This is a genomic window from Synechococcus sp. H60.1 (assembly GCF_047462335.1).
Classification (GTDB): Bacteria; Cyanobacteriota; Cyanobacteriia; order Thermostichales; family Thermostichaceae; genus Thermostichus.
In genome coordinates this window covers 1-24,210 of the sequence record NZ_JANSJA010000287.1, presented here as the reverse complement: position 1 = coordinate 24,210, position 24,210 = coordinate 1, and the positions used below count along the sequence as shown (strand labels likewise).

Annotated in this window: 22 protein-coding genes and 1 riboswitch; of the genes, 12 read left to right on the top strand and 10 right to left on the bottom strand. The window is 60.8% G+C overall.

Going from position 1 to position 24,210, the window contains the following annotated elements:
• Positions 1 to 16: 16 nt before the first annotated feature.
• A riboswitch (TPP riboswitch) is annotated at positions 17 to 118 on the top strand.
• A gap of 5 nt (positions 119 to 123) precedes the next feature.
• On the top strand, positions 124 to 1,491 hold the full coding sequence (gene thiC / locus NW852_RS13165; RefSeq protein WP_414370597.1) for a phosphomethylpyrimidine synthase ThiC: 1,368 nt from the start codon (positions 124 to 126) through the stop codon (positions 1,489 to 1,491).
• Between the two features lie 148 nt (positions 1,492 to 1,639).
• Positions 1,640 to 2,032 (top strand): VOC family protein, encoded by a 393-nt coding sequence (locus NW852_RS13160; RefSeq protein WP_414366821.1) that lies wholly within the window; start codon positions 1,640 to 1,642, stop codon positions 2,030 to 2,032.
• 84 nt (positions 2,033 to 2,116) lie between these two features.
• Here the strand turns inward: NW852_RS13160 and NW852_RS13155 are convergent, their stop codons facing one another.
• Positions 2,117 to 3,520: a phosphoglucomutase/phosphomannomutase family protein gene (locus NW852_RS13155; protein WP_414370595.1), complete on the bottom strand. Its 1,404-nt coding sequence runs from the start codon at positions 3,518 to 3,520 to the stop codon at positions 2,117 to 2,119.
• 148 nt (positions 3,521 to 3,668) lie between these two features.
• Here NW852_RS13155 and NW852_RS13150 point away from each other — a divergent pair, with 148 nt between their 5' ends.
• Positions 3,669 to 6,212, top strand: a complete 2,544-nt coding sequence (locus NW852_RS13150) for a DNA gyrase/topoisomerase IV subunit A (protein ID WP_414370593.1) — start codon at positions 3,669 to 3,671, stop codon at positions 6,210 to 6,212.
• A gap of 47 nt (positions 6,213 to 6,259) precedes the next feature.
• On the opposite strand, the gene NW852_RS13145 is transcribed toward NW852_RS13150, so the two are convergent.
• Positions 6,260 to 6,769, bottom strand: a complete 510-nt coding sequence (locus NW852_RS13145; protein WP_414370591.1) for a hypothetical protein — start codon at positions 6,767 to 6,769, stop codon at positions 6,260 to 6,262.
• 398 nt (positions 6,770 to 7,167) lie between these two features.
• Between NW852_RS13145 and NW852_RS13140 the strand changes: the two genes are divergently transcribed.
• Positions 7,168 to 8,049: an SDR family NAD(P)-dependent oxidoreductase gene (locus tag NW852_RS13140; RefSeq protein WP_414365258.1), complete on the top strand. Its 882-nt coding sequence runs from the start codon at positions 7,168 to 7,170 to the stop codon at positions 8,047 to 8,049.
• Positions 8,050 to 8,191: 142 nt separating this feature from the next.
• On the opposite strand, the gene NW852_RS13135 is transcribed toward NW852_RS13140, so the two are convergent.
• The 6 genes from NW852_RS13135 to NW852_RS13110 form a co-directional block, all read right to left on the bottom strand.
• Positions 8,192 to 9,817 carry a peptide chain release factor 3 gene (locus tag NW852_RS13135; protein WP_414365285.1) on the bottom strand — a complete coding sequence of 542 codons (1,626 nt, stop codon included), beginning with the start codon at positions 9,815 to 9,817 and terminating at the stop codon, positions 8,192 to 8,194.
• A 69-nt stretch (positions 9,818 to 9,886) separates the two neighbouring features.
• On the bottom strand, positions 9,887 to 11,071 hold the full coding sequence (locus tag NW852_RS13130; protein WP_414365259.1) for a pyridoxal phosphate-dependent aminotransferase: 1,185 nt from the start codon (positions 11,069 to 11,071) through the stop codon (positions 9,887 to 9,889).
• Positions 11,072 to 11,115: 44 nt separating this feature from the next.
• A complete protein-coding gene (locus NW852_RS13125) occupies positions 11,116 to 11,676 on the bottom strand; it encodes a hypothetical protein (protein ID WP_414365261.1) in 561 nt (186 codons plus the stop codon).
• A gap of 88 nt (positions 11,677 to 11,764) precedes the next feature.
• Positions 11,765 to 12,424, bottom strand: a complete 660-nt coding sequence (locus NW852_RS13120; protein WP_414365263.1) for a DUF2232 domain-containing protein — start codon at positions 12,422 to 12,424, stop codon at positions 11,765 to 11,767.
• Between the two features lie 51 nt (positions 12,425 to 12,475).
• Positions 12,476 to 12,769 carry an RNA-binding S4 domain-containing protein gene (locus tag NW852_RS13115; RefSeq protein ID WP_414365264.1) on the bottom strand — a complete coding sequence of 98 codons (294 nt, stop codon included), beginning with the start codon at positions 12,767 to 12,769 and terminating at the stop codon, positions 12,476 to 12,478.
• An 88-nt stretch (positions 12,770 to 12,857) separates the two neighbouring features.
• A complete protein-coding gene (locus NW852_RS13110; protein WP_414399089.1) occupies positions 12,858 to 14,129 on the bottom strand; it encodes a serine hydrolase in 1,272 nt (423 codons plus the stop codon).
• A 631-nt stretch (positions 14,130 to 14,760) separates the two neighbouring features.
• Between NW852_RS13110 and NW852_RS13105 the strand changes: the two genes are divergently transcribed.
• The 3 genes from NW852_RS13105 (at position 14,761) to NW852_RS13095 (ending at position 16,433) form a co-directional block, all read left to right on the top strand.
• The gene (locus NW852_RS13105) at positions 14,761 to 14,898 is read left to right on the top strand and encodes a hypothetical protein (protein ID WP_414365267.1); all 138 of its coding nucleotides are present in this window, start codon (positions 14,761 to 14,763) and stop codon (positions 14,896 to 14,898) included.
• An 86-nt stretch (positions 14,899 to 14,984) separates the two neighbouring features.
• Positions 14,985 to 16,070, top strand: a complete 1,086-nt coding sequence (mutY, locus tag NW852_RS13100; RefSeq protein WP_414365269.1) for an A/G-specific adenine glycosylase — start codon at positions 14,985 to 14,987, stop codon at positions 16,068 to 16,070.
• Between the two features lie 87 nt (positions 16,071 to 16,157).
• Positions 16,158 to 16,433 (top strand): hypothetical protein, encoded by a 276-nt coding sequence (locus NW852_RS13095; protein WP_414370585.1) that lies wholly within the window; start codon positions 16,158 to 16,160, stop codon positions 16,431 to 16,433.
• Positions 16,434 to 16,490: 57 nt separating this feature from the next.
• Here NW852_RS13095 and NW852_RS13090 read toward each other — a convergent pair whose 3' ends face one another.
• Positions 16,491 to 16,823, bottom strand: coding sequence for a hypothetical protein (locus NW852_RS13090; protein ID WP_414365273.1), 333 nt, complete (start codon positions 16,821 to 16,823; stop codon positions 16,491 to 16,493).
• A 91-nt stretch (positions 16,824 to 16,914) separates the two neighbouring features.
• Here NW852_RS13090 and rnc point away from each other — a divergent pair, with 91 nt between their 5' ends.
• On the top strand, positions 16,915 to 17,640 hold the full coding sequence (gene rnc, locus NW852_RS13085) for a ribonuclease III (protein WP_414365274.1): 726 nt from the start codon (positions 16,915 to 16,917) through the stop codon (positions 17,638 to 17,640).
• 18 nt (positions 17,641 to 17,658) lie between these two features.
• On the opposite strand, the gene NW852_RS13080 is transcribed toward rnc, so the two are convergent.
• The gene (locus NW852_RS13080) at positions 17,659 to 17,802 is read right to left on the bottom strand and encodes a hypothetical protein (protein ID WP_414377443.1); all 144 of its coding nucleotides are present in this window, start codon (positions 17,800 to 17,802) and stop codon (positions 17,659 to 17,661) included.
• 64 nt (positions 17,803 to 17,866) lie between these two features.
• Here NW852_RS13080 and ligA point away from each other — a divergent pair, with 64 nt between their 5' ends.
• The 4 genes from ligA (at position 17,867) to NW852_RS13060 (ending at position 24,151) form a co-directional block, all read left to right on the top strand.
• The gene (ligA, locus tag NW852_RS13075; protein ID WP_414365276.1) at positions 17,867 to 19,888 is read left to right on the top strand and encodes an NAD-dependent DNA ligase LigA; all 2,022 of its coding nucleotides are present in this window, start codon (positions 17,867 to 17,869) and stop codon (positions 19,886 to 19,888) included.
• A 709-nt stretch (positions 19,889 to 20,597) separates the two neighbouring features.
• Complete coding sequence (gene clpX / locus NW852_RS13070; protein ID WP_414365278.1) at positions 20,598 to 21,944, top strand: ATP-dependent protease ATP-binding subunit ClpX; 1,347 nt, start codon at positions 20,598 to 20,600, stop codon at positions 21,942 to 21,944.
• A gap of 77 nt (positions 21,945 to 22,021) precedes the next feature.
• A complete protein-coding gene (locus NW852_RS13065) occupies positions 22,022 to 22,681 on the top strand; it encodes a potassium channel family protein (protein ID WP_011429691.1) in 660 nt (219 codons plus the stop codon).
• Positions 22,682 to 22,744: 63 nt separating this feature from the next.
• On the top strand, positions 22,745 to 24,151 hold the full coding sequence (locus NW852_RS13060) for a TrkH family potassium uptake protein (protein ID WP_414365281.1): 1,407 nt from the start codon (positions 22,745 to 22,747) through the stop codon (positions 24,149 to 24,151).
• Positions 24,152 to 24,210: the final 59 nt, after the last annotated feature.

The window sequence follows — 24,210 nt, the reverse complement described above, 5'->3', positions numbered from 1 at the left end:
TTTCGGTGATAGAATCACAGCACGCTAGGAGTGTCTGGGGGTTTTGCCCCAGGCTGAGATTACATCCTCAGAACCTGATCTGGGTCATACCAGCGTAGGAAAGCGAGCACTGGAGTTGACAACATGCGCAGCGAATGGGTTGCCCGTCGGCGTGGGCAAGCAAATGTAACGCAAATGCACTTTGCCCGGCAGGGCGTGATTACAGAAGAGATGGACTACGTGGCTCGGCGGGAAAACCTGCCACCGGAGCTGATCCGCTCAGAGGTGGCGCGGGGCCGCATGATCATCCCTGCCAATATTCATCACACCAACCTAGAGCCGATGTGCATCGGGATCGCCTCCCGCTGCAAAGTCAATGCCAACATCGGCGCTTCCCCCACTTCCTCTGGATTGGCCGAGGAGCTAGAAAAGCTGAAATTGGCCATCAAATACGGCGCCGATACCGTTATGGATCTGTCCACCGGCGGCGGCGACTTGGACGAAATTCGCACGGCCATTATCCAAGCTTCTCCGGTGCCCATTGGCACGGTGCCGATCTACCAGGCCCTGGAAAGTGTGCATGGCAATGTCGAAAAACTCTCGGCAGAGGATATCTTGCATATCATCGAAAAGCAGGCCCAGCAGGGGGTGGACTACATGACCATCCATGCCGGGATCCTGATCCAACACTTGCCGTTGGTGCGCAACCGTCTAACCGGAATTGTCTCTCGCGGAGGCGGGATCCTGGCCCGTTGGATGTTGGCCCACCACAAGCAAAATCCGCTCTACACCCACTTCCGCGACATCATTGAGATCTTCAAAAAATACGATGTTTCTTTTAGCCTGGGCGATGCTTTGCGACCCGGATGTCTGCACGATGCTTCTGACGAGGCCCAGATGGCGGAGTTGAAAACCCTGGGACAGTTGACCCGCCTGGCCTGGGAACACGATGTGCAGGTGATGGTGGAAGGGCCTGGGCACGTGCCGATGGATCAAATTGAGTTTAACGTGCGCAAGCAAATGGAGGAGTGCGACGAGGCTCCTTTCTACGTTTTGGGGCCGCTGGTAACCGATATTGCCGCCGGCTATGACCACATCAGCTCTGCCATTGGGGCGGCCTTGGCCGGCTGGTACGGGGCAGCGATGCTCTGCTACGTAACCCCCAAAGAACACCTGGGCTTGCCCAATGCCGAGGATGTGCGCAACGGCCTCATTGCCTACAAAATTGCCGCCCACGCTGCCGATATTGCCCGCCACCGTCCTGGGGCCAGGGATCGCGATGACGAAATGTCCAGAGCCCGCTACAACTTCGACTGGAACCGACAATTTGAGTTGTCTTTAGATCCAGAGCGGGCGCGCGAATATCACGACGAAACCTTGCCGGCAGATATCTACAAAACGGCGGAGTTTTGCTCGATGTGCGGGCCGAAGTTCTGCCCCATGCAAACCAAAATGGATGCAGAAGCTTTGAGCGAGCTAGAACGATTCCTGGCCACCCAGCCAACAGCCTAAGCGTTGGCCTGGCCTTGGCTTGACATGAGGTTGAAATTGATTGGATCCCATCTCTGCTCGCTGGGGAGTGGAGAGGGGATCCTCCCCCAAGCTATGCTGGATTACAGGAGAACCCTTGCAGTTGGCTCCATTGAGCAGAGAGAGAACCATGGCACTTAGGCAACTCGGGCATGTCGCCATCCGGGTAGAAGACATCCCCAAGGCAGTGGAGTTCTACCAAAAGCTGGGCATGGTCAACGTCTGGCAGGATCCCGACTGGGCCTACATGAAAGCCGGAGACGATGGGCTGGCGCTGTTGGGGCCGGGCTACCGGGCAGCAGGGCCGCACTTTGGCTTTGTCTTCAGCACCATGGAGGAGCTGGAGGAGCAGCATCGCCGCCTGCAAGCCCAAGGGATCCCGGTAGGGGCCATTCACAGCCATCGGGATGGCACTGCCTCTTTCTATGGCAAGGATCCCGATGGCAACCTGTTTGAGTTTTTGTACGAGCCGCCAGGCACTTTTGACCAAGCTAAGGCTAAGCCAGCCGAGGCAACTGCTTGAGGTCTAACCAGAAAAAGGCGGCGCAAGCTCTGAACTGCCATCGCACACAAACAAGCTAGGGGCTGTGGGGGTCCTCCCGTAGCCCTAAGCAATTTTGTTGACCAGCCCATCTGCCCAATCGAGAAGACGGTTCACTTCTTCCAAGGTTCTGGCTTCTGAGTACAGCCGCAGCAGGGGCTCGGTGCCGCTGCCGCGGATCATGACCCAACTGCCGTCGGCAAGGGTAAACTTGTGGCCGTCTTTGTCAAAATGCTTGATGACCTTCTGCCCCAGGATCTCAAGGGGGGGATCCATCCGTAGCCGTTGGAATAGCTGGGTTTGTTGGTTTTGATCCCCTAGGTGCAGGTCGCGGCGCTGATAGACGGAGATGAATCCTTCCCGTTCCTGCAAAGCTCGGTAAAGGTCGCCCAGATCTTGCCCGGTTTCGGCGACGGCCTCGATCAAGTACAGAGCAGAGAGAAGAGCATCCCGTTCGGGGATGTGGCCCAGATAGCCGATGCCGCCCGATTCTTCTCCCCCCAGCAACACCTGGGTGGTCATCATGCGCTCGGCAATGTATTTAAAGCCCACGGGCATTTCCGTAACCGGCAAGCCATAGCGCTCGGCCACCTTCACGAATAGCTCCGATCCACTGATGGTTTTGACGATTTCGCCCCGCAGGCCGCGTCGCCCCGCCAAGTGGTCGATCAGGATGGGAATGAGGATCTGCGGGCTGAGAAAGCGGCCTTGCCCGTCGAGGGCGGCAATGCGGTCGGCGTCGCCATCAAAGACCAGACCCACTTTTAACGGGGCGGGATCCGCCGCGATGATCTGGGCAGAGGTCTGTAGGTTTTGCGGCAGCGGCTCCGGTGAGAAGCCGCCAAATAGGGGATCCCGACGCGCCTGCAATTCAATCACCTTCTCTCCCAAGAGGCGCCTGAGGCCCCCAGCCCCAGAGCCAAACATGACATCCACCCAGATCTTGGCCGGGGATCCTTTGAGCTTTTCCAGATCCACAAAGCGACTGAGCTGAGCCAGATAGCCGGGCCAGGGATCCCAGATTTCGATGGGGGCTGGGTTGGATCCGAGAGGTTGCAGGTTGTGCAGCTCCTGCTCGATGGCAGCAGTGACCTCCGGGGGCACAGAGCCGCCAAACCCCCCCTTGACCTTGAGGCCGGAATAGTGGGGCGGGTTGTGGCTGGCGGTGATCACCAAGGCGCCATGGCAGCCGCGCTCTTTGGCTGCCCAGCTAAAGGCCGGTGTCGGGGCCACACAGGCAGAGAGATAAACCGGGATCCCCAAGCGGGCCACCACCTCGGCAGCGTGGGCAGCAAATTTTTCTGAGAGAAAGCGGTTGTCGTAGCCAATCAGGATCCCGGCGCCGGGATAGGTGCGGGCCAACACCTGGGCGCTGGCCTGGGCGGCAATGCCCAAGTTCTGAAAGGTAAAGCCATCGGCAATCACAGCTCGCCAGCCGTCGGTGCCAAAGCGAATGGAGTTCTCAACCATGGTTACACCCAAATCCACCCCGACTACACTTAGCACGGCGGAGCCGCCACCACACCCCCCATTTCAAAAACAGCAGCGGCTGGGTGAGCTCGCAAAAGCTGCGGAAACAGCTACAGTAACCTGGAAAGCGTTCCGCTCCTAATGAGCCATGACTCAGCAACTCACTCTCGACGGACTGGGATTGGGATCGGATGGGGGATCCCGTTCAGGGCGGGTGATCGTTACCGATTTGCAGGGGGAGATGCAACGCTCCTACCTGGAATACGCCATGAGCGTGATCGTGGGGCGGGCCTTGCCGGATGTGCGGGATGGCCTCAAGCCGGTGCATCGCCGCATCCTCTACGCCATGCACGAGCTGGGCCTGACGCCGGATCGCCCCTACCGCAAGTGTGCGCGGGTGGTGGGGGACGTGCTGGGGAAATATCACCCCCACGGGGATCAGGCGGTCTATGACGCGCTAGTGCGCATGGCGCAAGACTTTTCCAGCCGCTACCCCCTGGTGGCGGGGCACGGCAACTTCGGCTCGGTGGACGACGATCCGCCGGCGGCCATGCGCTACACCGAGTGTCGGCTGGCGGAGCTGAGCCACACAGCCCTTCTGCAGGGGATCTCCGAAGAAATTGTGGACTTTCTGCCCAATTTCGACGGATCCCAGGCGGAGCCCACCGTTCTACCGGCCCGCCTGCCCATCCTGCTCCTCAACGGCTCTGCCGGCATTGCCGTGGGCATGGCCACCAACATCCCGCCCCACAACCTGGGAGAAGTCGTGGACGGCCTGCTGGCTTTGATCGACCATCCCGATCTCAGCCCTGAAGAGCTGTTGCGCTGGATCCCAGGGCCGGACTTTCCCACCGGCGGCCAAATCGTTGATAGCCAAGGGATCCGCGAAGCCTACCTCAGCGGGCGCGGCTCCATCACCCTGCGGGGAGTGGTCCGCTTTGAGGAGATCCAGCCGGGCAGAGGACGCCACCGCCGGCCCGCCCTGGTTATCACCGAGTTTCCCTACCAGGTGAACAAAGCCGCCTGGCTCGAGAAAGTGGCGGAGTTGGTTGCCCAAGACCGCCTCAGCGGCATTGCCGACTTGCGGGATGAGTCGGATCGCAGCGGCATTCGCGTGGTGGTGGAGCTGAAGCGGGAGGCCAACCCGCAGGCAGTTCTGCAGCAGTTGTACAAGCTCACCCCCCTGCAGAGCACCTTTGGGGTAATCCTGTTGGCCCTGGTGGAGGGAAAACCCCAGCAGCTCAGCTTGAAGCAGATTTTGCAGCACTTTTTGCAATTCCGCGAGGCCACTCTCAACCGGATGTTTCGCGCCGAACTGCAGCGGGTACAGCGCAAAGCGGAAGAGGTGGCGGGGATGGTGCTGGCCCTGGCCGATCTGGAGGGGGTGATCGACCTGCTGCGGCAAGCCCCCGATAGCGCCACGGCCAAAGCCCAACTGCAAACTCGCCTGGGCTGCACCCCCCAACAGGCGGAGACAATCTTGGCCATGCCCCTGCGCCGCCTGACAACCTTGGAGCGGGAGCGCCTGCACCAGGAGCAGGCCGAGCTGCAGGCCCGCATCGCCGAGCTGCAGGGGCTGCTGGAAGATCGCCGCAAGCTCTTGAATTACCTGAAAAAAGAGCTGCGCCACTTGAAGAAAACTTTTGCCGACCGGCGCCGTACCCAGATCCTTTCGGAAGCCGAGCTGGAGGCAGAACAGGCCCAGATCCCCAGTGGCAAAGCCGGCGAAGACACCCGCTTCCTGCTGCAACTTACCCGCAAAGGCTACGTGCGCCGCCTGCCTCTGCCTGGGCCTCGCTCCCGCAGCAATCCGGCGCAACGGGAATTGGGAGAAGATGTTCTGGTCGGCCTGGAATGCGTGACCGCAGAGCAGGAAATCTTGGTGCTCACCGCCAGCGGCAAAGCTTTCACCGTGCCCAGCGAAGGGATCCCCCTCAGCACCGGCTCCTCGCGGGGGGTACCTCTGGTCACCCTTCTCCCCAGTCCCGAACCCATCGTTGCCACCTTCCCGCTGGATCCCGTTCGCGTCAGCGGTGCGGAGCACTCTCCCGGCGAAGCCAGCCTGGTGGTGCTCAGCCGGCAGGGGCGGATCAAGCGGGTGGCCCTGGCGGAGCTGATGGGCCTTAGCCAACGGGGATCCACCGTCCTGAAACTCAAAGAAGGGGACGAGCTGGGCTGGGCGGCCCTTTGGGATCCCGGCCTGCAGGACGGTAGCGTTGTCCTCGCCACCTCCGGCGGGCGGGTACTGCACCTGCCGGCAGAGCAGATCCCACTCATGGGTCGAGGGGCTGTGGGCACACCGGCCCTGCGCCTGGGACGTGCCGAGCAGCTGGTGGGGATGGCGCTGCTGCCCCCCAGGGGGATCCTGATTTTGGCCAGTCGGTCGGGCTATCTGAAGCGGCTGCCTCTGGGCGAGATCCCAACTGGGGAGCGGGGCAAGGTGGGCGTCACGGCCTTTCGCTTTTCCGACAAAGGGGATGCCCTGGTGGGCTTGGTCGGCTTGCCCGCTGACCTAGAAGCCCATCCCTCTCTGCAAGTGGATCTGTTCACCGAATCCGAACGGCTGTACTCCTTCTCCCCTGCCGAAATCCCGCTGCAAGAGCGAGAGGGTGGCGGAGCCCTCTTGGTCAAGGGGGAACGGGTCAAGGAGTTGCACCTGTTTTGGCCGCAGCCGGAGGGCGAGATTGGATAGCTCTGCAGGCCACGTGCAGCGTTCGGGGAAGGCAGAAGCCTGGGCTGCTAGGACAGAGAGCCATCCCCTAGCGAAGCAGAATCGGTCGGCTGGGAGCCGGGATCCGCCTCTGGCGCTTCAGGATGGCGGACAGGCTTGGGAAGAGTGCCACCTGACTTGAGAACCAAACAGCGCACAGTTTGGTGCAGTTCCTCCAGCAAAATGCCGATGGCGGAGCGGAAGTCGCGGTGGTCATCCCGCATTTGCTCCAGAATGGCGCGGATGACTTCCTTACAGTCCTTCAGGATGTGCTGCTGCTGGGCGATGATCCGCACCAGCTCGCTCTGTTCCCTAAGCAACTCCCGCAAACAGGTACGCAGCTCGTCCACCTGGTTTTGCCAAAGGGCTTGCCCCTCTCGCAACTCCATTACGCTGGTGCGCAAATCGGCGGTGGCATCACGCAGAGCTTCGCTGTGGCGGCGCTCGGCCTCCAGTTGTCGCTGCTGCTCCTGCTGCTGTTGGCGCAGCTCGGAATTGGCCCTTAGGTTGGCTTCCGCCACTCTGAGCAATCGAGCCAAGCAAGCCTCGGCGAGAGCCCAGCGCTCCTCCGGCAAGGAAGATCGGCTCCGGCTAGCCCGCCTGCGGAAATACCTTACGGTCACTGCACCTCGTATCTGCGGCAAGGACATCGAGCATCGGCTTAAGCGTACACTCCAGCGTGGGAGTTTGTCCCAGTGAGTGGTGCCTCAATCATATCGCTTTTCCCAGCCCCCCTTGGCAATCTGGGCGCAAAAAACCATCTGAGCAGCTTCTGGGCCGCAGGGATCCATCCCTCTGTCAGAGCACCCCTTGAGTCAGAAACAGCGGCCCAGCGCCCTGCCAATATCCAACACCGCAGCCCAACGAGCGAGGCCGCCTCTCTCCGTGGATCCCGGAAATCCTTCTAGGATGGAAAAAGTTTGCAGGGAAGAAAGCCATGCCTTCACTCGCCAATCAAGTGGTGCTGATCACCGGAGCCTCTGCCGGCATTGGAGAGGCCGTTGCCCTGGAAGCGGCCAAACGCGGGGCCCGCTTGGTGCTGGCGGCCCGCCGAGAGAGGCTGCTACAAAACGTCAAGGACTTGGTGGAGAAGCAGGGGACAGAAGCGCTGGTGGTGCCCACCGACATGGCCGACACGGCCCAGGTGGAGGCGCTGGCCCAAAAGGCTCTGGATCACTTTGGCCGGGTGGATATCCTGGTGAACAACGCCGGCTATGGCCAGATGGGACCAGTGGAAGAGGTGGATGTGGCGGCGATGCGGCGCCAGTTTGAGGTTAACGTGTTTGGCCTGCACGCCCTCACCCGCGCCCTCTTGCCCCAGATGCGGGAGCGGGGCAGTGGCCGCATCCTCAACCTCAGCTCGGTGGCCGGCCAGATCTCGATGCCCTTCAGCGGCGTCTACAACGCCACCAAGTTTGCCGTGGAGGCCCTCAGCGACGCCCTGCGGGTGGAGGTGGCCCCCTTTGGCATCAAGGTTATCTTGATCGAGCCGGGGCCGGTGGCCACCGAGTTTGGCCGCGTGGCTGAAGAGACCTTTGCCGCCGTTGTCAACCCAAATGGCCCCTACAAGGCGATCTTGGACAAAACTGCCGATCTGGCCAGCTCGTTCAACAACATGGCCTGGCCGGTGGAGAAGGTGGTGGAGCCGATCCTGAGAGCCATGACGGATCCCCACCCTTCCGACCGCTACACCGCTTTTACGGGCGGCAAGCTGGCGCTGGGGCTGATGCGGCTGCTGCCCGCCACTCTGGCCGATCAAATGTGGCGGCGCGTCTACGGCCTGGATGCCCTGGGATCCCCCAAATCCAAATCGGCCTAGTCACCGGTTGGTGGACACAAGCTGCAGCAGGGATCCCTCTTGAGCTCAATCGGCGGGAAGCTCCGCACTGTATTGATTGGTACTGTATTGGTGAATTGTGTTTACTCAACAAGATGAGTGGCGGGAGGCGTTCACAATGCCTCTACGGGCTGCCATTGGACTCTGGACTGAGATCCTCAAGGGGGGCGATTTTGCTTAGCTTGATTTTGGGATTGCTGCTGATAAATTGCTGCAAGGTCCACTCGTTTTTAAAGAGAAGAACGGGCCTATCTTGAATGTCTTTGACGATAAGGGTGTTAAACAGGCTGGGGATGTTCCCCAGAACTTCCCAGCCATTCTCTACCCAGCGGGCTAGCGTGTAGGGCAGCATCTCCAGCCGGGTTTCGACGTTGTACTCATGTTCCAGGCGGTACTGCAGCACCTCAAACTGCAACTGGCCCACTGCGGCCACAATCGGATCCCGTTTGGACTCGTCGAGGGAGTACATCATCTGCACCGCTCCCTCTTCCTGCAGCTCTGATACCCCTTTCTGGAACTGTTTAAACTTGGAGGGGTTGGGATTTTTTAAATAGGCAAACAGCTCCGGCGAAAAGCTGGGGATCCCGGCGTAGCGCAACTTCGGGCCGGTGTAGAGGGTATCCCCAATCCTGAAGATGCCAGGGTTGTTGAGGCCGATGACATCGCCAGGATAGGCTTCATCGATGGAGATGCGCTCTTGAGCAAACAATTTTTGGGGATAGGAGAGGCGGATGGGGCGGTTGAGGCGGGCATGGTTGACCACCATGTCCTTCTCGAACTTACCGGAGCAGATGCGCACAAAAGCAAGGCGATCCCGGTGGCGGGGATCCATATTGGCCTGCAGCTTAAAGACAAAGCCGGTAAACTCAGGATGTTCGGGTGGGATCAGCCCTGCCGTGCTCTCGTGGGGCATTGGCGGTAGAGAATACTCCAGAAACGCATTGAGAAACAGCTCCACCCCAAAATTGGTCATGGCGCTGCCGAAAAAGACCGGCGTTTGCTTGCCAGCATGAACCTGCTTGAGATCCAAGCTGGGCATGAGGCCATCCAACAGCTCCAGCTCTTCTTTGAATTGGTAATAGAGATCTTTTTCAATCAAGTCTTCAATTTGCGGATCCCCCAGCTTGATGACCATTTCTTTGGCCCGCAGCCGTCCCCGCGAGACCCGCTCAAAGAAATGAAACTCCTGTGTGCGTCGGTCAAACAAAGCTGTAAAGCGCTCCCCTGAGCCAATCGGCCAGGTTACAGGATAGGGCTTGAGGCCGAGCTCAGTCTCAATTTCGTCCATTAGCTCCAAGGGATCCCGGCTGGGGCGATCCATCTTGTTGATGAAGGTGAAGATCGGTAGCTTCCGCAGTTGACAGACTTCAAACAGCTTGCGGGTCTGGGGTTCTAGCCCTTTGCCGGCATCTTCCAGCATCACAGCGTTATCAGCCGCCGCCAGGGTGCGGTAGGTATCTTCGCTGAAGTCTTGGTGGCCGGGAGTATCGAGCAAGTTGAGGCGAATATTGCGGTAGTCAAACTGCAACACGGTCGAGGTAATGGAAATGCCCCGCTGCCTTTCCAGCTCCATCCAGTCGGAGGTAACCCGCTTTTGGGCGCGGCGGGCCTTTACAGCCCCCGCTTCTTGAATCGCCCCCCCGTACAACAAAAGCTTTTCCGTAAGGGTGGTCTTCCCGGCATCGGGATGGGAAATAATGGCAAAAGTGCGCCGCTGCTGGATGGCTTTGGCTAGGTCTACTTCTTTCATCATCGAGAGGCTCCTCTAATTCAATCCCGCTGCTCTTCCAGCGCGCCGGCGGCCTCGAGTTCCTCCCTTTCAGAGGGAGGAGAGAAAGTGGTGCAGCCGTTCCAGCCCTTTTTCCAGGGTGATGCGATCGGCGGCATAGGAGAGGCGAATGTAGGAATCTGCCCCGAAGGCCACCCCCGGCACGGCGGCCACCTGCTGTTCTTTGAGCAGCCGTTGGCAGAACTCCACCGAACTTAAGCCGGTTTGGCCAATGTTGAGAAACACGTAGAATGCCCCCTCCGGCTCTGGGCAAGTCACCCCCGGCAGAGCGCGGATCCCCTGCACCATCAGATCCCGCCGCTGCCAAAATTCTTGGCGCATTTTTTCCACCGCCGCCGCCGACAGGGGGCTGGTCAGAGCTTCCAGGGCGCCGTACTGGGCGAAGGTACAGACGTTGGAGGTGCTGTGGCTTTGCAGGTTGATGGCGGCGTCGATGATGGGCTTGGGTCCCGCCAAGTAGCCAATCCGCCAGCCGGTCATGGCATAGGCTTTAGCGAAGCCGCTGCTGAGGATCGTGCGCGGCAGCAGCTCCGGGGAAAGGGATCCCAGGCTGATGTGGCGGGCTTGGCCGTAGACCAGCTTTTCGTAGATCTCGTCACAGACTACATACAGATGAGGAGCAGAGAGGAGCACCTCTGCCAGGGCCTCCAGCTCGTGCCGGTGATAGACGGCGCCGGTGGGGTTGGCCGGCGAGTTGAGGATGAGCAACTTGCTGCGGGGGCTGAGGGCCTGGCGCAGTTGGGCGGCGGTGAGTTTGAACCCCTGCGCCTCTTGGGTTTGAACCCGCACCACCTTGGCCCCGGCCAGAGCCACCATCTCGGGATAGCTGACCCAGTAGGGGACGGGCAGGATCACCTCGTCGCCGGGATCCAGGAGTACCATGGCCAGGTTAAACAGGGCTTGCTTGCCGCCGTTGCTAATCAGAATCTGGTCGGGGCTGTAGTCCAAGCCGTTTTCTCGCCACAACTTGTCCGCCACCGCCTGGCGCAGGGCAGGGATCCCAGCGGTGGGGCCGTAGCGGGTTTTGCCCTCTTCCAGGGCGCGGATGGCGGCAGCCCGAATGTGCTCAGGGGTGTCGAAGTCCGGCTCGCCGGCGCTCAGGATGCAGACATCCAGACCCTCTGCCCGCATAGCCTTGGCCAGAGCCGAAATCGACAGCGTTGCAGAGGGAGAGAGACGAGCAACCCGTTGGGACAAGCCGGCAGCAGACACCATCAGTTGGGGATCCTGGGATAGCAGGTTGGGTTAGTTTTAGGCAGTTAGGCCACCGCTGTCAAGAGGCGGCTGCCATCCACCAGCAGCAGCTCATGGCCCTCCCGCTCCGCCAACAGATCCCAGAACTCCCCGGCGGCGGCCCCCGGCAAGAACCCTTCCAGACGCAGTTGTAGGGGGGGGAACTGCTTGTTCCCTTGGGGCTTGCGCCGCACCGTCACCCAGATGAAGCCGTCGTGGGGCTCGACGATGCCGCGAATGTTAAAGCCCTCCTCTGCATCCTCAGGGGCAGGCAGAAAGGGCTCGTCCTCTAGATCTGGATCTTGCTCCTCCTCCGGCAAGGCCAGGATGCGGATAACGCTCAGGCCCAAGGTGCCGCCCGACCGCGGCTGCGGCTGCACGTAGTACCAGTAAGTGTGGCCGCTCTCGATGCAATAGGTGAAAGGGCGCAGCAGCTCGGCACGGCCAGGGGTGGCTGGATACTCTACGCCATCGGTGGCAACCAGCGTCGCCTGGGCGTAGGTCTCTGGGATCGATTTGAGGGATCCCTTGATCAAGCCCAGCGCGCGGAACTGGTAGGGGTGGGCGGGCGGGGGCAGTGGATTCATAGGACTCAGTGACAGGATGGGAGGCCACAAGCGTAGGGTCTACAAGTCTATCTCATGACAGCGGCCATCTCAGAAGTATGGGCGGCTGCTAATCCAGCAAAAATTGCACCCACTTCGGTGGCGGCGGCAGCGGACAGCGGAAATGCTCCATCACCAGAGCTGCCACCAAATGCACCGTGAAGACGTAGACCAGGGAGTTAAAGGCAATAAACCCGACCACCACCACCTGAACCATCCAAGGTTCTGCCACCCAGTACACGCCCAGCCTAGCCAGAGACACATCCAGCAGCCAGTTGGTCAGGCCGGTGAGTTGGATGGTGACATAAGTCCAAAGGTTTTCCCCCACCAGCAGAGAAGAGAGCAGCAACTGGAAAACTAGGCCGAAAGCGCTGAGGGCAGCGCCGCTGGTTACCGAGACATACCAGGAAAGGCGCCGCCGCCATAGGCGGGCACACCAGTAGCCCAGCAGGCCGTAGGGAATGACGTAGAGAATGCTGCGCGTGGGCCCCATCAGCACCGTCAGCAGCAGAGCAGAGACCGCCAGCGCCATCGCCCCGGTGCGGGGATCCCAGCGCATCACCGCCAGCGCCACTGGGATAGGGAAAAACAGACGCATAAACGGCGCCAGCGGCGTGTAGCTCAAGATCCAGATCAAAGCGGCAGTGCTGGCTAAGAAAGCCGTTTCCACCACCCTCAAGGCAGGAGAAGGGGGTGGTGAGGGGGGTAGGGGGGGAAAATCATCCTGCACAGGAGGCCCAGCAAGGAAAAGACCACTGTTCCCAGCTTAGGCCAGCACTTGCTAAGTGGGCCGAGGGGAATCTTGAACAGTTTTGGCTTTGTTCCAGGCGCAAGCTCTGGCCCCCTCCCAGCCCACCTGCCAAACTTGGCCTGCTACTGCCACCACATCTCCCCGGCGCAACTTGCGCCCTCGCCGGGTTTCCACCTCGCCGTTGACCCGCACCTGCCCCGCCTGGATGAGCTGCTTGGCCTGTCCGCCAGTGGGCACAACTCCCGTCAGCTTGAGAAATTGATCCAGCTTGATGAGGGGATCCCCTGCTGGAGAAGCTTGGGAAGGTGGAAGAGTCTCGGCCATAATCTCACCGTTCTGGCTTGGATGTCGGCTGATCCAACTTTTGATCTTGACGCTGCTGCTCTGCCGGGGTGGCTGGCCCAGGGATCCCCTAGGGCTGCGGGCTATCGGCAGCAGCCGCAGCGGTCGGCTCGCCTTCGGCAGACCAAAACTCATAGGCAGCCTGGGAGAGTTTGGCGATTAGCTCTTCGGCTTTGGGATCGTTGGGAGTTTCCCGCTTTACCCACACTGCTGCCACGTAGCGTCGCCCGTTGGGCAAATCGAGTATGCCGGCATCTCCCACCACCGACCTGAGAGTTCCCGTCTTGTGGGCGATGCGCACCTCTTGGCCCAAGTTGGGGCGAAAATAGGAGGGCCGCTGCGTGCGCCAGAGGATGTCCAAAAAGCGGTCGCGGCTGCGGCGGCTGAGCATTCGCCCCTGCTCCACTTGGCTGAGCAGCCAGACCATGTCGCGCGGGCTGCTGGTGTTGGTGCCCTCCAGATCCGGCAGCCACCAAGAAACCTGCGTGTGTTGCAGCCCCCACTGGCGAAACTTTTGGTTGAGGGCTTCCCGACCGCCGAGGCGATCGATGATGAGGTTGGCGGCGAAGTTGTCGCTGACGGTGCTCATGAGGGTAGCTGCCTCCAGGGCAGAGACCTGGGATCCGAGGGGACGGGTCTGCAATACGCCGGCTCCCCCGCCCCTGAGGTCTTCTCTCAGAGTCAGCCTCTCGTCCAGCCGCACTTGACCCGTTTCCACCGCCTGCAAAAAAGCCAGGAGAATCGGGATCTTAATGACACTGGCAGCAGGAAAAACCTGATCCGGCCTCACCCCAGCAAAGGCGCCGGTTTCCACCTCCCAGAACAGGGCTCCTACTGTCAGGCCCGGCTGATCGGCCAAAGCAGCCAAGCGCTTCTGTAAAGCGGGGATTTCCTGTCCTCTGAACAGGTCTGTGGGCAAGGTGGGGGGGGGATCCCCAAGCTGCATTGCCTCCTGCTCTGGCCGGTCAGGAGTGGTCGATTGCAGCAGTTGCGACAGGCCAGCCATCGTCAGGCCCAAAATCAGGCTTAGGCCCAGGCCCCGGAGCAACACCTCTGCCAGGGTCGGAGACCGTCTTAAGCGGCGAGGCTGGGCAGCTCGTTGGCGCATCCGGTCAATGGCCCTTTGGCGAGAGAAGCGCAGCGGTTGGGGGCGGGAAGCCGAGGGGGATCCCTCGGCAGCCGGGGCAGGCAGCAAGTGGCGAGAAGGGGAGGCAGCCTGAGGGAAGCGGCGCTGATGACGCCCCAGATCCCGAGACCTTTCTCGAGCTGAGCTGCTGCCTTTCCCCTCCCCTGCTCTAGCCATGAGAACGACTGCCTCAACGAAGGTCTTGATGGTCAACATCGCAACAATTTTACCGAACTTGCGTTGGTGAGCCCGGTTCAACTCAACAGCAGGGAAGTTGGCTGCCAAAGCCTCTGGCTAGGCGGCTCCTGCGCTCTAACTTTTGCGACCAGCGGGGGCCCTGCACCGCAGCTTGCCCGACTGGGATCCCTCTTTTGGGGGCGGATTGGATCCAGGCCAAATTGGCTATCCTAGAGATGACGGGGTTGGTCGATGAATAGAGTTTCCCCATCGCGACACAGAGGGGCAGCTTAGTAGCTCCGTACTAAGCGCTCCGCGCCGCTGACGCAAGTAGCGCGGGGCAGCAAAGCCTGGAAGCAACTTTGGTTGCTCACCGATGGTATAGTTGTTAGCGAGGCGTGCCGTCCCCAGGTGAGCTCCTAAAGTGGTGAAAACCCTGACCGTGGCAAGCGTCTGGAGGATACCAACGTCTCAGCCAACCTGCAAGAACCCCGTCCCGCTGACGCGAACAGAACAGAAAAGTAAGCAGAACCTGGGGGCTTTGCCTTAGGGAACTGTCTAGAAGTGTCTTGACAGCACCTTTATGAGTTTGTTTTTGAACGGGGTAGGAATCCCCCGCCTTTAGGCGGTGGGAGTGTCAACCCAAGGCCGAAGCTGGTGGGAGGCGACAATGGCTAACTACAACCGCGGCATCATGAAGTTCAAGGGGGCCGATAGCCCAATTGTGGTTCTGATCTCGGCCAGCATTGTGGCGGCGGTGGTCTCGGCCCTGATCTGGTGGGCGTTGCACTTCGCTTACGCGGCTTGAGATCCCAGGTTCCCTCTCGACGGACTGGAGCGGAGTCCGAGGTTGCGGTCGCTGGCGAGCAGTCGCTAGGCTGGGGCGAGGCGGTTTTGCAGCGCCTGCGGCAGTCCTTGCAGCGTTGGTACTGCCAGCATGGGCGGGATCTGCCCTGGCGACGCACCCAGGATCCCTACGCCATTTGGGTAGCAGAGGTGATGCTGCAACAGACCCAGGTGGCAACCGTGATCCCCTACTTTCAGCGCTGGATGGAGGCTTTGCCCGGGATCCCGGACTTAGCGGCAGCCTCCCAGCAGCAGGTGCTGAAATTGTGGGAAGGCCTGGGCTACTACCGGCGGGCGCTGAATCTGCACAAGGCAGCCCAGATCTTGGTGCGGGAACACGGGGGCCAGTTTCCCAGGAATCTGGAGCAGGTGCTGGCGCTGCCGGGGATCGGGCGCACCACAGCTGGCGGCATTCTCAGCGCCGCCTTTGACCTGCCCCTGCCGATTTTGGAAGGGAATGTCAAACGGGTGTTGGCTCGCCTGGTGGCTTTGCCCCAGCCGCCGGCCCGCTGTTTGCCCCTGTTGTGGCGGCTTTCGCAGCAGTTGCTGGATCCCGAGCAGCCGCGCACCTTTAACCAGGCCCTGATGGACCTGGGCGCTACTGTCTGCCGGCCCCGGCAGCCTCGCTGTGGCCAATGTCCTTGGCAGGCCGACTGCGCTGCCTACAATCGAGGTCAACAGCAACACCTGCCTATGTCTGAGTCCCGTCCCTCGCGCCCTCACAAACAGATCGCGGTGGCCATCGTTTTGCGAGGGCAAGAGATCCTCATCGATCGGCGGCTGGAAAGCTCCATGCTCAGCGGCCTGTGGGAGTTCCCTGGTGGCAAAATCGAGCCGGGAGAAACCCCCGCGGAGTGTGTGGTGCGGGAGGTGAAAGAAGAAATTGGCATCGACATTGAGGTGGTGGCTCCGCTGGCCACCATCGAACATGCCTACACCCATTTCACCATCACCCTTATTGCTTTTATCTGCCGCTATTTGGGCGGAGAAGCCCAAGCCCTGCAATGCAGCGAAGTACGCTGGGTCGAGCCGGCGGAGCTGTCGCAATTTCCCTTTCCGGCGGCCAACCAAAAGCTATTTCCCTACCTATACGCTTGGCTGGAAACGCAAGGGAATCCCTTAGAACCCCTGTAATCCGCCAAACCGCTTAAACCCCTCCGGCCTTGCGCGCACAAGACATCCGATAGGATGATAGATGTCCTGCTGAGGTGAGGCACGGATATGCTTGTCACTCTGGAAAAAGCTGGGGAGATTCTCGCCAAGGGATCCCATACGGCGATTCCGACGACAGACGGCAAGATCGCGCTGGTGCCTAAAGGGAAAGAAACCCTCAAGCTGACGGCCAACGAAGCCATTAACTTGATGTTTTACGTCGTCCGCTCTGCTGACCCCCCAGAAGCAGTGATGGCAAAACTGCAAGAGGCCGCTGCCAAGGCGCAAGCCCCCGATCCCGCCGAAGAACGCGCCAGAAAATATCGAGAAATTCGCGGAACTTAGCAGAAGCCGGTCGAGTCGGTCGCTCCAGGGCTCTCTTGGCGAACTCGAGTTCCAGAATCAGAGGCTGGCAGGGCTGAGGGGAACCAATTTCCCATCTGTGGTCAACCCCAGCAGCATCGGCTCCTGGGGCCGGATGGCCTGGCCAGTGAGGGCGCAACGCTGGGGCTGGTGAGCCGTGGCGGGGAAACTGGCCTGAATATCCTCGGCAGCGAGGGTGGCAGCCTCTGGAGAGTGGCGCAAGACATAGCCCCAGAGAATTTCGCGGATCAAGGCCTGGTAGCCCTGGCCGCCGGCCAACGCCTTCAGTCGTTGCTTCAGCTCACGCTCCAGACGAATGCTGGTCACCTCCATCTCGGTGGTGGGGGTGCGAGGACGGGCGCGGGCATGCATGAAGGGATCCTCTCCAAAAGCTTATACTACTCCTGTAGCACAAGGTGAGCCCTGAGAGCATTCTAGGTGTAGGGATTTTGTCGCGGGTTTTATGGTTGAGCTGATCCCACCTCGTCGCCGCGCCTTGGAGCATCTGCTGAACCGGTTGGGGTTCAGGGATCCCACTTGGCTGGAACAACTGCGCTGGGATCTGTTGGATCAAGCTTTGATTCATCCTTCCCTGGATGGCCAGCGCAACAATGACCGGCTGGAGTTCTTGGGGGATTCTGTCCTGCGTATTTTGGCCACCGAGTTCCTGTTTCAGTCCTATCCCCACTTGTCAGTGGGAGAGCTGACCGCAGTTCGCTCGGATCTAATCAGCGATGCCCACCTGGCGGAACTGGCGGATCTACATGGCCTAGAGCGCTACCTTGAGGTGGGATCCAGCTCCCAAAACGACTTGGCCGGACGGGAGCGGCGCTTAGCCGATGCTTTCGAGGCGGTGTTGGGATCCCTGTACCTAAGCTGGGGCATGCACACCCTGTCCCGCCTGCATCCCTGGCTGGATCCCTACTTTCGCCAACGGGTGGAGCAGTGGTTCCAGGATCCGACCCGGCGCAACCCGAAAGCCGCTCTCCAGGAGCTGACCCAGCGCCTATGGGGCACCTTGCCAGAATATCGTCTGGTGGCTGCTCGGGAACACCCGCCGCACTTCATTATGGAAGTTTGGGGCCATGGTCAATGTTGGGGCCGCGGCGAGGGGCGCTCCAAAAAGGCGGCAGAAATGGCCGCTGCGGCCCAAGCCTACGGGCACTTGCAGTCGCAGGAAATAAGGTAGGCGCCACTACGAGGCAATTCATGGGTAGCGACCGCTGTGGTAGCCGGCCTCTTCTTCCGGCGCCGCCAGCTCGCTCCTGTGGGGAGTTCTCGCCTGCACCTGGAAGCTGGGATCCGCGTTGCCCAGCTTTTTGGGGGTTAGCCTAACAAGGGGGCAGAGCAACGGCAGCCTAAGACAGAGGAGAGCGTTGAACCTACGCTAGACCTAGCCAACGGTGCGGAAGAGTATGGATCCCCAACTGGAACAGCGCGCCCGCGACCTGCGCGCCCTGCTGCAGAAGGCTAGCATCGCCTACTACGTCTACGATGCCCCCATCTTGGAAGACAGCGTCTACGACCGCCTCTACCGCGAGCTGCAGGAGCTGGAGCGGGCCCACCCCGAGCTGATTACCCCCGACAGCCCCACCCAGCGGGTGGGAGAAAAGCCCGCCGAGCAGTTCCCCACCGTCTCCCACCGCATTCCCCTCTACAGCTTGGAAAATGCCTTCAACCTGGAAGAGCTAAAAGAATGGCAAGAGCGCCTGCTGCGGGTGCTGGGGCGCACCCCGGAGGAAGGGGAGCTGGAATATGTGTGCGAGCTGAAAATTGATGGCGCGGCCCTGGCCCTTACCTATGTGGATGGGCTGCTGCAGCGGGGGGCCACCCGCGGCGATGGACAGTCAGGCGAGGACATCACCCCCAATGTGCGTGCCATCCGCGCCATCCCCCTGCGGCTGGCGGCAGCGAATCCGCCGCCGGTTTTGGAGGTGCGGGGGGAAGCGTATCTTGCCATTGCCCAGTTCGAGCGCATCAACCAGGAGCGCCGCTCTGCCGGGGATCCCCCCTTTGCCAACCCGCGCAACTGTGCTGCTGGCACTCTGCGCCAGTTGGATAGCCGCATCGTTGCCGCCCGCAAGCTCAGCTTTTTTGCCTATGCCCTCCACTGGCCGGAAGGCTGGCCGAGCGGGGATCCCCCCCAAACCCAGTGGGAGTGTCTGCAGCGGCTCAAGGAGCTGGGATTGCCCGTCAATCCTCTGTCCCAGGTGTGCCGGGGCCTCGAGGAGGTGATCCAGTTCTACGAGCGGTGGCGGCAGGCCCAGCTTCCCTATGCCTGTGACGGCGTGGTAGTGAAGCTCAACTCCCTGCGGCTGCAAGAGGAGGCCGGCTTTACGCAAAAATTCCCCCGCTGGGCTATTGCCCTCAAATACCCTGCCCAGGAAGTCCCCACCCGCATCCGCGCCATCGTGGCCAGCGTAGGCCGCACCGGAGCCGTCACCCCGGTGGCAGAGCTAGAGCCGGTTCTTCTGGCTGGTACCACTGTCAGCCGCGCCAGCCTGCACAATGCCGATCGCCTCGAGGAGCTGGATGTCCACATCGGCGACACCGCCATCGTGTGCAAAGCCGGGGAGATCATCCCCGAGGTGGTGGGGATCCTCAAGGAGCTGCGCCCCCCTGACGCCGTTCCCTACCGCTTGCCCAGCCACTGTCCCGAGTGCGGCACCCCTCTTGTCCGCTCTGCTGGCGAGGCGGTAACCCGCTGCCCCAATCCCGAGTGCCCGGCCAAGATCCGGGGGCAACTGCAGCACTGGGCCAGCCGCGACGCCATGGATATCGAGGGCCTGGGGGAAAAGCGAGTAGCCCAGTTGGTGGAAAAGCTAGGGGTTCGCACCGTGGCCGATCTCTACCGCCTCACCCCGGAACAGTTGGAGAGCCTGGAGGGGATGGGATCCCGTTCCAGCCAGAAGCTGGTGCAGGCCATTCAGCGCTCCCGCCAGCAGCCCTGGGAGCGGGTGCTCTACGGCTTGGGGATCCCCCATGTGGGGGTGGTGACCGCCCAGATTTTGGCCCCCCATTTCCCCGCCCCAGAACTCTTGGCCCAGGCTAGGGCTGAAGACATCGCCCAAATCTACGGGATAGGGGCAGAAATTGCCGAGGCGGTGGTGAGCTGGTTTGCCGATCCTGCCCACCAGCGGCTGCTGCAGGAGCTGCGGGAGCTGGGGATCCCTGCTCTGCCCCAGCAGAAGGCTCCTGCCGTCTCCCAGGTTCTGGCCGGGAAGAAGTTTGTAATCACTGGCACCCTGCCTACTCTCTCCCGCCAGCAGGCCAAGGCTTGGATTGAAAGCCGCGGCGGCAAGGTAACCGCCAGCGTCAGCCGCCAAACCGACTATGTGGTGGTAGGGTCGGATCCCGGCTCCAAACTCAAGCAGGCCCAGGCTTTGGGGATCCCTCTGCTGAGCGAGGCGGAGCTGCTGGCGTTGGATCCAAATTGACATACTCCCCAGCCCCAAAGGGCGGGGATTCTGGTTCTTGAAACACTTCTGAGTCCTGTACTCTGGCGGAACGGCAACCACCACCTTGCCCAACACCTTCGCGCCCGTGGGCCGGAGGCCTTTGGCCAGCCCAAACCGTTCCCGTCCCTCGACTGTGGATTCCCCAAAAAATTTGGGAAGGCCGGCTTGTCCTCGCCCCGGCGATGGTTTATCATGCGATTCAGTGAGGAGTGGACGCCAGAGGGGGAAGAGGACGAAACACGGACAGTCCCTTCCCCTTTTTGGTGTTCAAGATCCGCCCTGGTTCCGCCCCAGAGGGTATCCAACCGAACCCAAAAGCCCACTTACCTCCGACGACCGTCTTTGCCAGAGTTAGGAACATTCCACTATCATGAAATTAGCGGAGACGCATGTTTCCGTTCACTCCTCACACCATCCGCCGCTCGACGTCGAGTCGGGCGGTTTTCTTATGAACTTTATCTCCAATCGCCGCAGAGCTGTTCTCAGCAGCAGGGCAATCTTCTACGGCCGGCTTAGGAAGCCCACAATCTGGAAGGAAGTGCTAGACTAGTAAGTCAGTAAGTTCTGTCCCTTGCAGTATCCCTACGCCTCTCCAGCCGCGCCCCACGTTTGAGCAGCACTGGAACGTCCGGCTTTTTCTAGAATTTGCCAAACACGATAGCCAAGAGCAAACAGCAACGAGGATCCCATGGCCAAGCATGACTCCCACCTGAGATGCTCCTTCTGCAATAAGTCCCAGGATCAAGTGCGTAAGTTGATTGCGGGGCCGGGGGTCTACATCTGCGACGAGTGTGTAGAGCTGTGCAACGAGATTTTGGAGGAGGAACTCTACGACGGCCATACCCGACCTGAGACGGATTCTGTTGCCAAACGTCGCGAAACCCCTAAAAAATCCTCTCGCGGCCTGCCTTCTCTGGCGCAGTTGCCTAAGCCGCGCGAGATCATGCGCTACCTTGACCAGTACGTGATTGGCCAAGAGAAAGCCAAGAAGGTTCTGTCGGTGGCGGTTTACAACCACTACAAGCGGCTGGCTGCTAAGGCCAACCCCAGCAGCCTCGGAGCTGCAGAGCTGGATGAGGTGGAACTGCAAAAGTCCAACATTTTGATCATTGGCCCCACCGGCTCCGGCAAAACCCTGCTGGCCGAAACCCTGGCCCGCATGTTGGATGTACCCTTTGCCGTTGCCGATGCCACTACCCTCACGGAAGCCGGCTACGTCGGCGAAGATGTGGAAAACATCCTGTTGCGCCTGCTGCAGGTGGCGGACATGGATGTGGAAGAAGCCCAGCGCGGCATCATCTACATCGACGAAATCGACAAAATTGCCCGTAAGAGCGAAAACCCCTCCATTACCCGCGACGTTTCCGGCGAAGGGGTGCAGCAGGCTTTGTTGAAGATGCTGGAGGGAACTATTGCCAACGTGCCTCCTCAGGGAGGGCGCAAGCATCCCTATCAAGATTGCATTCAAATCGATACCTCCAACATCCTCTTCATCTGTGGGGGCGCTTTTGTCGGCCTGGATAAGGTGATCGAGCAGCGTATTGGCAAAAAGTCAATGGGCTTTATCAAGCCAGGGGAGCAGCTAGCAGTTACCCGTGAACAACGCCTGGCCGATGCCCTTAAGGCGCTGGAGCCGGAGGATTTGATCAAGTACGGCATGATCCCAGAATTCATCGGGCGGCTGCCAGTGGTGGCTACCCTGGATCCCCTGGACGAGAAGGCCCTCGAGGCCATCTTGACGCAGCCCAAAAATGCCATCCTCAAGCAGGCCCAGAAGTTGTTGCGCATGGACGGGGTGGAGCTAGAGTTCGAGCCGGCTGCCATTTCTGCCATTGCCAAGGAAGCCTACCGTCGCAAAACGGGGGCGCGTGCGCTGCGGGCCATTGTGGAAGAGCTGATGCTGGACGTGATGTACGAGGTTCCCTCTCGCCGGGATATCAAATACGTGCGCATCACGGCTGAGATGGTGGAGCGCCGCTCCACGCGCGAGCTGATCCCTCATCCTTCCACCCTGCCCAAGCCTGAGTCTGCCTAGGATCTCAGCCCTGCCCGATCCCTGCTGCGTCAGCCTATGATTGGTGTTTGGTTTTGAAGTAAAGGGCAAGGGGGCGCATGGGGCGAGCGGATCGCGAGTATGCGGTGATCGGTCTGGGACGCTTCGGCACGAGTTTGGCCCTCACGCTGATGGAGCGGGGCCACAATGTTTTGGGGATCGACCGCAGCCGGGAGATCGTACAGCGTCTGGCGGATCAACTGACGCAGGTGGTGGCGCTGGATTCCAGCGATGAGGATGCGCTGCGAGCGGTGGATATTCTCTCCTTTGACACGGTGGTGGTGGCCATCGGCAGCGATTTCGAGAGCAACCTGTTGACGACGGTGGCCCTCAAAAGTTTGGGGGTGCGCAACGTGGTTTGCAAGGCTTCGACAGAGCGGCAACGCTCGATTCTCTTGCGGGTGGGGGCCGATCGGGTGGTCTTGCCGGAGCAGGAGGCGGGCCGGCGTTTGGCTCAGGTGCTAACAGCGCCAGGGATCCTGGATCAACTGGAGCTGGAGCCGGGCTACAGCATTACGGAGCTGGAGGTGCCGGAGGCGCTGGTGGGCCATACGCTGGCGGAGTCGGACTTGCGTCGCCGCTTTGGCATCACGGTCTTGGTGGTGAAGCGAAAACAATCGTTGGTGGTTTCTCCCCCGGCAGATTACCTGCTGGAGAAAGGAGACCTGCTGGTGGTGTTGGGGGCCAATACCAATATCTCGCGGCTGAACGAGATGTAACGGGGGGATCCGATGAGAGAGGGCTGTGTCCCGCCGTCACAACCCGAGGGGTCCGAGGGATGGGTGTCTCCCCGATCTTCAGGAACCCCTCGCCCGACGCTGCCTCAGTCCTCTTGGATCCCGGCCAGCCGCTTGCACCGGCTCTTTTTTGGGGACAGGCGTCGCCCGCTGCCGCCGCCCCTGCGCCTGGTCGCAGGGTTAGGTCTGCTAGCGGTGGTGGGGACTTTGCTACTGATGCTGCCGGGGATTGGGCGCGGGGATCCCTTGAGCTGGAATGAGGCGCTGTTTACGGCCATGTCCGCCCTGAGCGTAACGGGGCTCTCGACGATTGTGGCGGCGGAGGATCTCACTCTGCTTGGCCAGATCGTCTTGCTGCTGTTGATCCAAATTGGCGGGGTGGGCTTCATGGTTTTGGCGGTGGTGGTGTTCCAACTGATCGGGCGGCGCATCTCCCTGCTCAATCGCCTGGCGCTGTGCAATTCGCTGGGCCTGATCGATCCGGGGGCCATTCTGGAATTGACGCGGCGGGTGTTGATCGGGGTCACTCTGATCGAGCTGGGAGGGGCCCTGCTGCTCTGGGTGCATTGGCGGGATCTCTACGGGCCAGGTCGGGCGGTTTTTCTGGCCATTTTTCACGCCGTGTCAGCTTTCTGTAATGCGGGGTTCGACCTATTTGGGCAGGAGGGGATCCCTACGGATGGCCTGTCGCTGGCGATCTTGGGCACTCTAATTTTTATTGGCGGCTTGGGCATCCCGGTTTTGTCGGATTTGTTAACCTGGCCGCAGGGCCACCGCCCCTCTCTGCACACCCGCATCACCCTGGTCGTGGTGGTGGTCTTGCTCTGCACGGGCGGCCTGGGGATGTTCTTGGCTGAGAGCTTGCCCCAGGGATCCTTGCAGGAGGTGAGCTGGCCCCGCCGCCTGGGCCTGACGTTTTTCCAGTCGGTTTCGGCTCGTACTGCTGGCTTTGCCGGCATCCCCATTGGGGAGTTGACACCGGCGAGCCAGTTGCTGCTGATGATCCTGATGTTTATCGGGGCTGCCCCGGCTTCCATGGGGGGCGGCATGACCACTGGTACCCTGGCGGTGTTGGTGTTGGCTCTGTGGGGCTATGCCCGCGGCCTGCCCAGCGCCCAGATTGCCGGGCGCAGTTTGGATCCCTCGATGGTGCGCAAGGCGGCAGCAGTGTTGACTGTCTCTCTATTCGTGGTGCTATTGGCAACTTGGCTGATCTTAATTACCCACCACCACAGCAGGCTGGATCCGGTACTCTTCGAGGTCATCTCCGCTTTTGCCACCTGTGGCCTCTCGACAGGGTTCACGGGGAAGCTGAACTTGTTTGGCCAACTGATCATCGTTTTGGTGATGTTCTGGGGCCGCTTGGGGGCGCTGACCATTGTCTTGGCTTTGGCCCAGCAGCAGCCGCGTCAGCTGGTAATCTACCCGGAAGAGCCAATTTTAATTGGGTAATCCCGTAAACTACCCGGCTCCGACCGCTAAGCGGTACGGAGCGGGCTTAAGCGCTACGC